Raw genomic sequence first — 13,668 nt, forward strand, 5'->3', positions numbered from 1 at the left:
ATATAAATATAATAGCTTGTTGAGATCAAAAATAAAAAAACTGCTATTTGCCAGTTTGTCATTGTTATTATTTGTTCTTCTATTATTAATCTTTGGATCGAATCGATCTTTAAGCACTAATAATAGTGCTTTTGTATCTAATCAACATCTAAAAAACCAAGCTTTATCTGAGACAATCGATAATAACGGTAGTATTTATCGTAAGAGTGTTGAGCAATTCAATGCAATTCAACAACCGAATTATCAAGATAATAATAACTTCAATGGTTTGAAGTTAACTAATGGTGGGTATATCTTTATCTCGAAAGAGAATGATAATATGATCTATCGAACCGACCTGTTTTATAATACGTTGTGAACTTATCGGTTTGCTAATGATAATCGCATTAGTCGTCACGTTATTGAAGTTGCTCAAGATCAATACGATCCGTCAATTTTTTACGTATTAACTACACCTAAAAATAATGACGACAATGCGATTCGTGCTTATGCTAATGGCGATAAAAGTGGTTATGCAACAATTACGAAATTAAAAGAAAATTTGGATCGTGAGCTAGAAAAGCGAGTCGATTTTCAATCTGAGATTGCGATCGATCCACAATCTTTATTAAGCAACATTCCTTCATCTTGGAATAATAATCCCGATTTTTTAGCTAACACCATTGGTTTTACTAACAATGGTAAATTTATCTTTTCATACAACAACTATTTGGCTAATATGGCCAACCTAATTGTTTATAAACAAAATATCTATATTATTGGCGGAAATGGAAATATTGATCCTGCAATTAGTGATCGATTTCAATCGTTGGGAATCTTTAGAATAGATAAAAATTTAAACTTGGTTACTGCTTGACCTTATGCGGTTTTAATCGGTGGATGGAGTGAAACAAAAGATAACAATATTGCGGTAAATTTACCGATTTTTGAAGATTCGCAATTTACTTATGTAATTAGGGGTGCGATAGCTGGAGCCAAAATTTTAGCTGATACTGAACAACTTCAAATTGGTGGAAGTTTTTCAGTTGGTGATCATAACATTCTTAACTTAAATGGTAACGATATTCAAAGAGTAACTGTTAACAGTTCTGAATTGCAAATCATTGGTACGTTTAGATTAAATTTAATTGTATTAGATTCTTTGGGATCATTTATCTCACCGCAAGAAATTCAACCAACAACTGATTTAAAAAAACTTAACCCGATTTTTTTAACAGTTTCTGGTTATCAAGACTTTAACTTTAATAATAATAGTGATCTATTTAATAACCAAGAAGAATTAAGGGTAATATCAAGACTATATAAACTTGATAATACAAATTTTTATCACAGTGTTGCGAGCTTTTCATTCGGTTTTGAGTTTGGATCATTTACGATGCAATTTAATGATTTAACGATTGTGTTTCATACAAACCGAACATACACAATCGTTCAACCACCAATTCAGTTGCAAAATCTATTTGGTTTTAACAACGATCAATATAATTGATCAAATTATGTTAATTCATTAAGTTCAGCTAATTACAATGTGTTGTCGCAACCACAAGCAGATAACGCAATCATTCTTTTTTGGTCCAAAAAAGAACAAAGCGTAAATAATAAAGTATCAACTGTCTATCTCATTGATAAACAAGATAATACTTATCGCGCTAGAATAATTCCTTCAATTAATCAGAGTTTTTTAGATAAAACTCAACAAATTTCGGATGATTCTAGTTTTGGTGTATATCCAATTACTAATGTTGTTTCATTAAATGGAATTAATAACATCTTAGTGTATCTTAACTCTACTAATGCTAATTTTGAGGCCTTATCACTATTTAAATTAACTAATACTGGTTTGGTTGACCAATTGATTATTGATAATAACTACCAAGATCCATTAGCAACAAGAATAGCATATCTTGGTAGTGGTCAATTGCTAATTAATCCTGATAATGACTCCTTATTTACTTTTACAGTTCAGGAGTTAATTGAACCATACAATGGCAATTTCAAAATTAAAGATCGCTATGTTAATCGGTTTATAAAATACACTCCAGGGGTAAATAATCCTAGACCTGATTTAGTTTTATTAATTAAAAAAGACAATCTAAATCTGCAAAATCAATCGTTTAGGATGGAATCTATCGTTAGAAATCCGCTGGTTAATAATTATTTTGAAACAGTACCAGGCTTGAATTTTAAATACCGTTATTATGGTTTTGGAGCAAATCCAACATGGGTCTTTAGTTTTATTATTATTGCTTCTATCGTCTTCTTTGTTCCATTAGTATGAATGGGCATTATCTTTGTTTTAAGATTTTATGGTTTCTCAGTTAAAGATTACATGGAAATTAAAAAACAAAAACAAACCAATAAGAAGATCTTATCAGCATTCAAAGCAACTTTAGATGATGATGAGGCAAGAGATGTAATTAGTTACAACAAAAAGAATTCATTAGTTGAAAAACAATACAATGAATTGATGGATATGATCAATATTGCCCAACACCGTAATATTAAGCAGCAACAAGTGATCTATATCTATGAATCATCGATTATTTCTAAAGCGATGAAAGATGATTTAGGAATTAGGTTGTTAAAAACTAAATTACAGCTTTTACAACGTTATTTCATTGATAGTGGCATCAGATGTTATCGCTACAACTTAAAAGATCATAAAGAGGTGTTCTTGAAAAATCATAAACTAGTTAACCACTTAAAGAACACCGAATTCAAACTACCCGTTATTATGGATAATAATGATATCTTACACTTTGGTAGCTACCCAACAAATGAGGAGTTGGTAAGTATCTTTGGGATCAACAGTAATGTTTTAAAAAAGATTGACATCTTAACTTGACAGATAGTTCATTCTATGAATAATGTGAATTTCTACAATTCACCTAACTTTAGTAACGCGTATGTTGATCGGATGGCATCAAATAATCTTCCGCCACACCTTCGACCAAAAAAGATAATTAAATAAATTTTTAGATTTTAATTCAAAAATTATTTTGTTTTCGATTGCTTTAAAAACAAAGTTTTTTCTTTAATTAAAGTCTAATTATTACGAGTAATAATTAAAATTTTTTATTTATATCTTTACATTTCATATTTATATGCTATAATTTATATGTTTAAGCCGTTAAAACATCCTGGAGTGGCGGAATGGCAAACGCATCAGACTCAAAATCTGACGGGTTTACACCCTTGTGAGTTCAAGTCTCATCTCCAGGACCAATAAGTAATAACTAATAAACTAACTAACTTGGCGCCCCTGTGGTGCCATTTTTTTGTCTATAAACAAACGATAATAAAAAAACAGGCTTGTTATAAGCCTGCAAGATTATTATTTAACTTAATTAAAACATCTTTTTTGTAAACAGATTGTTTTGAAAAAAGATTAATAAAGGAATAGCGAAAAAAGCAACTAATGAGAATTTAATTAAGTTAAATAATGAGTATAATGAAAAGATTCCAGTTCAATAATCATTGATAAATAATAAAAAGAACCTTAAGTTGCTGTTGGAATTATAATATTTAGCAACTTCAATAAAATTAACAGTTTTAACTGCTCTAAATCATCATCAATACAATGGAGTAATTAAAATCCCGTTGATCGCAGAAAAAATAAACATAAAGATCGGAATGATCAAGATTCAGATTATTAATCACTTAACCTTCTTAGTTTTTAATTTGGTTAGATTTAATAACCAATTAAAAAAGGTGAAGATGATGATTGTAAAAATATTAATTATTGTTAAAAAGATTATTCCGATCCAGTTCGTAGAATTCCATATAAAATGGATTAAAGATAACGATACAGCCAACGTTAAAGCTGAACCGATAGAGCTTATATAGATAACTGGAATTAAAAAGACAATTGAAATATCAATTGTTAAAGATAGCGAACTAAAAAAAGGGATTCGAATTAACGAAGATAAATAAGCAAAAATAATCGCTAATGCTAACATTCCTGCATTAAACGACAATTTAAAATTAAAACTATAAGAGTTTATTCTTTTCTTTTCGGTCTTTCGTAATAGCACTTTTTAATTATAAATATAATTAAATAAATAATATAATAAAGTAATATAGAACGAAAATCAATTAAATAATCAATTAAATAATAATGTCAAATTTATTAGAATTAAAAGTAACGATTGAAATCCCTAAGGGATCAAACATTAAGTACGAATATGATAGAAAAACTGGACAAATTTCTGTTGATCGTATTTTATACGGGTCTGAGGTTTACCCGCACAACTACGGATTTATTAAAGAAGCGCTTGACTGAGATGGCGATGAATTAGATTGTTTGGTGATTTCAAACCAAGCATTCCAACCTGGAGTTGTTGTGCCGGTTAGAATCCTAGGTATGATGGGGATGGTTGATGATGGTGAAACTGATAACAAACTAATAGGTGTTATTTCTTGCGATAAGAGATTTGAAAACATTAAATCACTTAAGGATTTAGGTGCACACACATTAAAAGAAATAAAAGGTTTTTTTGAAACCTACAAGTTACTACAAAACAAAAAAGTTGTAGTTAAAGGTTTCAAGGAATTAGACGCAGCTGTTCACGAATACAAAAACTGTGTAAGCTTAATGAATCAATATGGATCATTACCTAAGGATGAATTCATTGCTAAGATGAAAAAAATGTATCCTGAAAAGTACGAAGAATAGTTTTTAGTAGATCGAACAATAAAAAAAGTCGCTTATGCGACTTATTTTTTTGTATAAGTTATTAAAATAAGTAAAATGGCAAGAAAAATTAAGACAATTAATAAGATTTTAATGATAGCTGGTTTTAAAGTTAATGTAACTAAGAAACAAGGCGTTAAAAATGTTTATCTAAAGGTTAAACCTCCATTAGGTGATATATTCGTTTCTTGCTCTTACAATTCATCTGATCAGGCAATTATTGATTTTGTATTATCTAAGCATAATTTTTTGATAAAAGCTAGAAGAAGCGTTCTTAGTAATTCAAAACAGTTTTATAACAATTTTGAAACCGGAGAAGAAATATATCTTTGAGGAGAAAAATTTAGTTTAATGATTATTGACACTAAAGGTCGTCCAAAGATAGAAATTCAAGATAACTGCATTTTATTTAATGTTGATAAAAATTTACACAAAAATGTTAAAGCGAAAATTTTTGATAATTGATCTAGAAAATCGCTTATGTATGAGATGAATAAATTGATTGATGGATTAGAAGCAACCATAGGTGTAAAAGCTAACGAATATAGAATTAAGAACATGAAAACGAAGTGGGGGACTTGTAACGTTGATAAAAAAAGAATTTGAATTAGTTTAAGACTTGTAAAAAAACCGCTTGTTTGTTTACTATACGTTTTAATTCATGAGATGGTTCATTTGATTGAGCAAAATCATACTAAAAAGTTCTATAAAATAGTCGAACAATTTTTACCGAATTGAAAAGAAATTAATAAGTTGTTAAAAAAGTAAATTATCAAAAAAATAGTTAATTTACCGCATATTTTTAATATTTTTTGTTTAAAAATAAATTAATTTTTACTTCGTTATCAAAGAACGAAAATCGATTTCATAACATTAAAAAATTTAATTTTCGCAACCGCCTAATTTAACAGATTAATAGAGACCGATGTACTAAAGTTGGGGGGTTACTTTGTTAAGTTAATTATAGCACAATAATACACCTTGGTGTAATACGCCCTTTTTAAATTTTTTCAACTGATATCAGAATTTTTTGTTTTTAAACGTAGTCTAACGCGCGAGAGTGACGCTTACACGTACGCGGACAGGATAAAGAGTTGATATCAACGGCCTTTTTTGTGCAGAATTGTATATATTTTATATATACAAAATTCTGATATCATAGTTGGCCCTTTCTGATATCAAACTCGGGTGCTTTTTTCTCCGAAAATAAGCCGTGTTTTAGTATGTTTTTGCGCGTTCTTGGTATAAAAATTAATACCAATTTAGGGACTTAATTTATCATGTTTAGTAGTTAAGAATGTTGAATTAAACTAACTTAAAAGTGCTTTTACAATCTATTATTATACTCATTTTGCTTAATCAAAATGAAGCTTAAAAGAGTTTTTAAACTAAAAGATTTATTCTTATCACCTAGCATTTTTTTGATTTTATGAAAAATGTAAGGTTCTGTTATTGTAGGATAATAATCTCTAGATTTTCAGAATAAAATTCCGTCAAAATTATTCTTTATATAGCTAATTAGTCGCAAAAAACCGCTAGCAATTTCAGAACCTGGATGAGTGTTAATTAGAATTTTTCTAAGTTTTTTTATCTCTGGAATTAGCTTTCTGGGATGATTAACACAAATGTATTTTAGCGTTCTATAAAGCTTAATTCTGGTATTTTTATTAATACCATCATACTCTCTTTTTAGTGGATTAATAATCTTAAAAAGGTATGAATAAAATAAGTGTCATTTATCTAAACTTTGATATATATTTAAGTGTTTTGCCAAAGCACTAAATTGCTTATCACCATCTGAACAAAGCACTAACTTTTTAGCTTTATTCTTATAAAACTTTTCTACTATATTTTTAAGTTGTAAACTATTCTTCTTAACTCTTAAATTGATATCCAGAGGTACAGGATCACACAGACTAACAAAATACCTAGCATTGATTAAATTGTTATTTTTGTCTTTACCTTGATGAAATAAAAAGGACCTTAATCTAGTTTTTACAACTTTATTTTTTCTTCTAACTTTAACAAAACTATCATCGACATTGATGTATAAGTTTTTAGATTTAACTAGCTTTGATTTTTTAATTTTTTCTTGCTGAATCTTATCAATGATCTGATCCAGCAAACGAATAAATTGAGTTCGACTTACTTGATGAAAAAACTGCTTTCTAATTTTTTCAATCACAAAATTATTACTTAGAATCTCTTTTTTGATAGCTTCTAAAAATGAATTTAAATAACACTTAAATTTTGTTAATTTTATTTCTTCGTCTAAAAGATATAAATAGCATTTTTTTAGTTTATCAAAATATCTTCTTCTTTTAATAAAAATCACTCCAAATTGACTAATTAATTTTCTAGTTCGAAGATCCTTAACAACAACATGATTTTTTGATTTATCTAACCTTAAATCTTTGTATAATTTTTGGTCTAACTGTTCATAATCTTCTTTTAATTTTTTAACTAAAAATTCATTGATCTGATTATGAAAATTATTAAAGCTATCAGTTAAATAATTTAGTTTCTGATCATCTAAAATACCATCAGATTTTTTGACATCTGGATACTTAAATTTAACGCATTTTTTATTAACATTTTTTAACTTATTCATTACGACAAAAACAATAAAAAACCACAATAAGGAACGCGTCCTATTGCGGCTTTAGTTTATGAACCATTTAAAAGGATTAACTAAGCAAATTCATGAATAATCATTTACTAAAATTTATAACTTAGAAATGCTTAAGTTATCCCATTTAATTTTAACAAAAATCTTTATATATTCTTTAGGAAAATTTTTAATCAAAAAATTGCGTTTTTACCGACTATTTTTAAAATTTTTAATTTTTATATTGCTTTAATTTATTCTGCAAATCAATCCCTGTTTTTATTTGGCAAAACATTGCCATTACGATCAATAGGAAAACGGTTTTGTTTCCAAAATACCCGTCATTTTTTAATATTATCAACCCATCTAATTGATACGCTATCATTTATCAAATCAACAATTCTTTTGTACTCTTCATTAAGATGATTAAGTTCATTTAATTGTCAGATTAATTCTCTTAACTTAAAACGATTTTTTTGACTGCGGTCTTTTTCATCATACCAACGATCTTTATGCTGTATTAAATACTCTTCAATTCCTTTGATTCAATCTAAAACAACATCGTTATTTTGATTAACTAAACTAGAATGCAAGATCAATTTTTTAGTTAACAAATGCAACTCTGTTTTTAGTTTAAAATACGGTGTTTTTTTAAAAAAATTGAAATAGCCTACACCAAATTTTATTACGTTGTTTTGTAATGTATTAATATCAATTTTCTTAGTTAAATTATTTAATCTAATTCTTTCCTCTAAAAACTGAAATTGTCATAATTTAAGCATTAAATAATGATGCGTAATTAGACTTAAAAACTTATCGGTTTCATGAAGGTATTGTCTAATATTTTCATAATAAAAAAGGATCGATTCTTCATCTAGTTTTTTATCTTTAACTGCTCGTTCAAAATTACTTAAAGTGTGCTCATTATTTTCATCAATTACATCACTTAAGATTGGAAAATATAACTTCGTAGAATCATACTGTATAACTCTAGAATTACTAGGATATTGATAAATAGATTTAGTAATTACAAAATCAACATTATCATCAGCTTTTTCATCAACTTTAAATCTTCGTTTGATCTCATTTAAACTTGTTTCAAGATTTTCTTTTATTTCATTTTCATTCATCATATCAATCTCTTTCTTTGTTTTATAAAACAGTCATCATTTATTTTTATAACTTTCTTCATTTAGGTTTTGTTTTCGGTTACTAGTAGTACCTAAAAACGATGAAAAATTTTTGGTGCTTGCCATCTTATAATTACAAGATGACAACAAAACACTAGGTAACAATAAACCTAAAAAAGATTTAAAAACTTTCTTTTTCTTACATCTCCATCTCATAATCGTTAATTAATCTCATCAGGTATTTTCTTATTTTTAAATACCACTCTTTTTTATTAACCAGTTGCACTCTTTCATCATTTATAACCCGATCTTGTACTGATCAAAAAGCAGGGGCTCCTTCAATCTGATTTTGTAGCATTAACAATTTTTCATCTAGATCATTTAATTCAACTTGTAATTCTTCAAACTTCATTTTTTTTAGCCTTACTTTTTCTTTTTCTAATTCGTTTGAATCACTAGACTCATCAAGATCATTAGTCACAGTTTTAATCTGATTGTTTACGTATTCTTCATCTTGGCAAGATTCCAGAGCTTTGTTTTCGTTCTTACTAGTATTTTCGTTTACATTTTCGCCAGGTAAATTTTGATCTTGCTGTTCTTCTTGGTTTATATAACCAGCAAGTTCTTCTAAATCTTTTTGATCAAATACTCGTTGCTGATTAATACTAAGATTTGCATCATTATTTTCATCGTCAGAATTTTCACCATAAAATTTCATCTCTATATCTTTATTAACTTGACTAGGAGAATCTTCTTCGTTCGATTTACCAAGATTTTCTTCTTTCTTTTTAATAGTTAGATTTTCAACTTTAGAATCATTATGCGTTTTAATACTTTTATCTACATCAATACTCTTAAATCGATCATTTTTCTTTTTGTTGTAGATCACATAAGCTAATACAATACCAGTAAATAAAAGAATTAATGATCCAATTATTACTCCAGCAACTGATGCAGGTGTTTTTAGTATTCCACTACTTAAATCTTGATCATTACTATTAGTATTACCGTTTGAACTAGACCCACTAGGTGTATTAGATGTTGAAGCATCTTCTTCAGTTATTTCACCATCATCACTTACAGCTATAGCTCTATTATTTAATGAATTATTAACAACTAAAAAACCATAACCACTTAATTTTTCACTATTATCAGTAGCATTAATTGTTAACTCTACTTCTTTAGTGTCTTTTTTTTCAGTTAAATTAACTAAATCATTAACAACTTTTTCTAAATCATTTACGATATATCAATCATTAGAATTAATTGGTTTTTTAGAGATAACACTTAATTTGCGATTAATATAATTTCTTATATCTATATTCAATTTATTAGCATCTTTAGTGTTTTCATTTAATAAACCTAAATTAATTTGGTTTAAATCATAGATATTACTATAACTATTGCTGTTTAGAATAGTTATCCTCTTATTACCAGTTAAATACACATTAGGAGAAACTGCTGATAAAACTAAATGTAATCGATTGATCTGATTATTGTTACTAATTAATTTAGATCAATCTAGGTTATCAAAACTAGCGCCATCAGCTCCATTTAATGTATAGTGCTCATTACGAATAAACTTAATTGGTTCATCATCTTTGTTAGTTATTTTTAATTTAGTACTTCATAAATCAAAAGCTTTTTTGATTTCTTCTAGTACTTTATTTTTTATACTTTCAACATTATTAAAACTAGTTTTAATAATACTAATTAAGAACTCTTTTAAATCATAAGTTTTACTAGTAGGATTTTCAGCTTTTAGAATTGCATTCTTAACATAGATGTTTCATCAAGCTTGAACTTGTTCATAGCTTAAGCTTCTTATATCTTCTAGATTCAATTTAACGACTTCTCGTAAATAACTCGCTAAATGAGAACCTTGGACTGATTCTCAAAAAGGAATTACGATGTTCTCTCCTTTATTCAAACCATTAATATACTGACTAAAGGTTTGATTTTTACCAACATCATCTCCAATCACAACATAAGTTGAGCCATATAATTTACTAGTATTATCAAAAGTAGAATACTTATAAATCCCTTTTTTATCTAGATAATTTAAGCGATTATTGTTATTAGAAACATTTACATCAAAGTTATCGATTGATAAATCTTTAAAAGCATTATTACGTATAATTCTTTTAGAATTATCACCAAATATCTGATAGATGCCTTTTGGTGAGATTACTCCTTTTGCAATAAAGCCATTACCGACTTTATTGATGATATCTGCAGTCACATTTAATTTAGATGGATCGATCAGATTATTAGTTCGACTATCAATATAAGCGCTTAGGTCATATAATAATTTACCGTCTGGATCTACAGGATCCGGAAAGGTTAAATTATGATAAACGTTTTGATTTAAATCAAAAGGTGTTACCTTTTTATCACCTTTGTTATATACCCAAACGATTTGTTCAGCTAATCCGCTCTTTTCATTAATATTAGGCATAAAATCAGGATTAGGATCGTCAGTTGCAGGTTTTCTTATTCATGTTGCTTGTCATTGATCCAACGGATATTTAGAAGGATCTCAGTTTCGATAAGCAATATTAGTATTAGGATAAAGCGCTTTAATAATAAACTTAATCTTAAATAAGGTGCTATAAGCACCATTCTTATTACCCTTAATTTCGACTGTGTATTCGTTGCTTTCACCTGTTTGTGCTTTATTCTTAGTCGCAGGATCAAACATTAAGAACGAATAATTACCATCTAATGAATCCAAAGTTTGTCCATTAACGATTACATCTTCATTGATACCAGGTAATGAATGGTATTCTAATCGCGTATTAGAATTAATAATCCAAGTACCAAAATTAGGAAATTGTACTCTTTCATTGCCATTTTGTGGATAAGGTTGTTGATTTAGCCCAACCCAAGGATTATTATTATTTAGATATAGTTGTGGAGTAATAGTTAATCCAGTTCTAGTGTTATAGCTTAATCTAGAGTTATTAATTAATAAGCGTTCTCAAACGTTTTCAGCAAACTTTCTTGTCGTAAATTGCTCAGTTGATGATAGATTAACCCTAACACGTTTTGTATATCGTTCTCATCCATCAGATGAAGTTGTATAAAACGGCTTATACATAAAGTTAATATCAACTGTTTTATTAGTATCATTAAAATTATTTAATGATCATCTGAATCAGTTATTGTAATTACCTTGTAAATAATAACCTAAGATATTAGCTCCTTGATTGATTCTTTCATTAACCAAATTATTAATAGCAGTTTGATTTCTTGTTAAATTAGGCTCATTATTAACTTCACCAGTTATTGCGCTATTAAATACCTGATCAATGTTTGATCTTAGTGTGCTTGCTTCAATAATTGATCAGCCTACAGGTTTTACTTCTATGTTATCTAATCCAAAACTTAGATCAAAACCCCTATAAACATAATCGTTTTGATTCCCGTCATTAGCGGTTGTAACTGTTGGATTTAAAACAATTTTTAATTTATTGTTAGACATTAAAGTTAAGCTATATCTAATATTTAGATTTAACTTATCTCTCTTGCTGTTTTGAAATCCAGTAATTGGTATTCCATAAAAATCTGTATTGATTTTGTTATTAAGGGCAAAGTTTTGTCAATCATCACCCAAAGAATCTGATTCTCCATACATTTTGTTAATTATTAAATTATCACCATCATAAGCATCTATGTTTAATAGATTAATTGATTTAGTACTAGGTGAATTAAGTCTTAAATCATTTGGATTGATTATTATCTGTACTTTAACACCGCTTTGGCTAGATAGACTAGGAGTTCCCTGAAAGGTTAAATTAGCACTTAAATTTAAAACAACCTGATAATTTTTATTAAAGTTCGAATTAGGTAAATTTAGATAATCAGTATAAGAATTAAGATTAGTAATTCTAATTCTACTATCTGACGAAATGTATTGCGTTAAACTAGGTAAATCATACCTAAGATTAGAACTAAAGGGATTTCTCGAATTATAAAACGCATAACCCTTAAATTCTACTGGAAGCGGACTTCTGTCAGGTACATAATAAAAACGACCACCGCCACCTTCTCGAAGTATGCTTATATTACTTAATCCCCTATCATCTCTTTCCGCTATAATTCTTCTGGCAAAAAAAGTGTTGTTATGAGTGTAATAGTAATTACTATTAAGTCTTAGACTATCCACATATCTAGCGTTGAACCTATAACCATCATTACGTCTAGTATTAGGGTTAATAAATCCCACTAATTTTTCAGATTTTAAATCCTGATAATAGTTTTTATTATCAATCGTTTCAGATTGATAAAAATTAAGACTAATACTAATTAAAACAAAACTAGTTATTAGTAATAAAAACAAGCCAAAAATAACCTTTTTTAGTTGATGCATAAATAATCCTTTTTTATAATTAAAATAGCGTAAATAATGAATAAAATAGTGAAAGAAAATAAATAATGAAGGTGTTTAAAAAATATAAATTTGTATTAAATTTAGTAGGATCAACTTTAGCTTTACTGACTCCTGTGATCTTATTGACTAGTTGCGCTAAAGAAGAAAAAGTTCCTGAAACATTTAAAGATCTGAAAAAAGAACCTTTTAGCGTATTAATCAAGCAGACAGATTTACAAAATACAGAATTTGATGGTAAAGAGTTACAAGGTGCAGATAAATCTGATGTAATGATTAATGTAGCAGATAATAAGTTAGTACTAAGAAAGCCTTTTTCAGAAACTGAAATCGATACTTTAAGAAAGTTTATTGCAAGTTTTAGAGATAAAAAGTCTCATGAACGATATACTTTTGATTTTTTTTCTACAAACCAAGATGCTAAAAATGATTGAAAATCAACAATTAACGAAAACCAAATTTATTTATGGGAAGAAAAAACAATAGAAGAAACTACTTTTAAAACATTAAGCATCATTTTTAGAAGTGCAGAATACCAAAACTTTAACAATCTATTTACTATTAACAACAATAAACTAAAAATTGATAAATATAATCCGCTTTCTAATGCAAATATAACTGCTTATGGATCAATTGATCATCAAAACAATCCAATAGGATTTTTAACACGCTCTGGTCAATCACCCGTTAAAATAGATGAGTTATCTCGTTCAATCGTTTTTGAAAATTTAGTTATTAACAAAATTGTCATTACTAATAAAGCCAAAAATGAAGGATTACTTAACTGAACCGCTAATCTAGGTAAATTTACACTACTCAACGCATTCTAACCAAATAAAAACCTTTC

Annotated in this window: 8 protein-coding genes and 1 tRNA gene; 5 read left to right on the top strand and 4 right to left on the bottom strand. The window is 27.8% G+C overall.

Going from position 1 to position 13,668, the window contains the following annotated elements; translation table 4 throughout:
• The first annotated feature begins 16 nt into the window (after positions 1-16).
• Together P690_RS0101090 and P690_RS0101095 are read left to right on the top strand one after the other, a co-directional pair.
• Positions 17-2,971 carry an arsenic metallochaperone ArsD family protein gene (locus tag P690_RS0101090; RefSeq protein WP_027121959.1) on the top strand — a complete coding sequence of 985 codons (2,955 nt, stop codon included), beginning with the start codon at positions 17-19 and terminating at the stop codon, positions 2,969-2,971.
• A gap of 168 nt (positions 2,972-3,139) precedes the next feature.
• Positions 3,140-3,225, top strand: a tRNA-Leu gene (locus P690_RS0101095).
• A 122-nt stretch (positions 3,226-3,347) separates the two neighbouring features.
• On the opposite strand, the gene P690_RS0101100 is transcribed toward P690_RS0101095, so the two are convergent.
• Positions 3,348-4,034, bottom strand: coding sequence for an MPN527 family putative ECF transporter permease subunit (locus P690_RS0101100; protein ID WP_027121960.1), 687 nt, complete (start codon positions 4,032-4,034; stop codon positions 3,348-3,350).
• Between the two features lie 83 nt (positions 4,035-4,117).
• Between P690_RS0101100 and P690_RS0101105 the strand changes: the two genes are divergently transcribed.
• Together P690_RS0101105 and P690_RS0101110 are read left to right on the top strand one after the other, a co-directional pair.
• On the top strand, positions 4,118-4,675 hold the full coding sequence (locus P690_RS0101105; RefSeq protein ID WP_027121961.1) for an inorganic diphosphatase: 558 nt from the start codon (positions 4,118-4,120) through the stop codon (positions 4,673-4,675).
• Between the two features lie 75 nt (positions 4,676-4,750).
• Complete coding sequence (locus P690_RS0101110; protein WP_036459485.1) at positions 4,751-5,461, top strand: YgjP family zinc-dependent metalloprotease; 711 nt, start codon at positions 4,751-4,753, stop codon at positions 5,459-5,461.
• A 559-nt stretch (positions 5,462-6,020) separates the two neighbouring features.
• On the opposite strand, the gene P690_RS0101115 is transcribed toward P690_RS0101110, so the two are convergent.
• From P690_RS0101115 to P690_RS0101125, 3 genes are all read right to left on the bottom strand, one after another.
• Positions 6,021-7,304, bottom strand: coding sequence for an Mbov_0401 family ICE element transposase-like protein (locus tag P690_RS0101115; RefSeq protein WP_027121963.1), 1,284 nt, complete (start codon positions 7,302-7,304; stop codon positions 6,021-6,023).
• A gap of 251 nt (positions 7,305-7,555) precedes the next feature.
• The gene (locus tag P690_RS0101120) at positions 7,556-8,557 is read right to left on the bottom strand and encodes a hypothetical protein (RefSeq protein ID WP_036459490.1); all 1,002 of its coding nucleotides are present in this window, start codon (positions 8,555-8,557) and stop codon (positions 7,556-7,558) included.
• Between the two features lie 73 nt (positions 8,558-8,630).
• Positions 8,631-12,803 (bottom strand): hypothetical protein, encoded by a 4,173-nt coding sequence (locus tag P690_RS0101125; RefSeq protein WP_027121965.1) that lies wholly within the window; start codon positions 12,801-12,803, stop codon positions 8,631-8,633.
• A gap of 65 nt (positions 12,804-12,868) precedes the next feature.
• Between P690_RS0101125 and P690_RS0101130 the strand changes: the two genes are divergently transcribed.
• Positions 12,869-13,651 (top strand): hypothetical protein, encoded by a 783-nt coding sequence (locus tag P690_RS0101130; RefSeq protein ID WP_027121966.1) that lies wholly within the window; start codon positions 12,869-12,871, stop codon positions 13,649-13,651.
• Positions 13,652-13,668 lie beyond the last annotated feature (17 nt).

The organism is Mycoplasma imitans ATCC 51306 (genome assembly GCF_000518305.1).
GTDB classification, from domain to species: Bacteria; Bacillota_I; Bacilli_A; order Mycoplasmatales; family Mycoplasmoidaceae; genus Mycoplasmoides; species Mycoplasmoides imitans.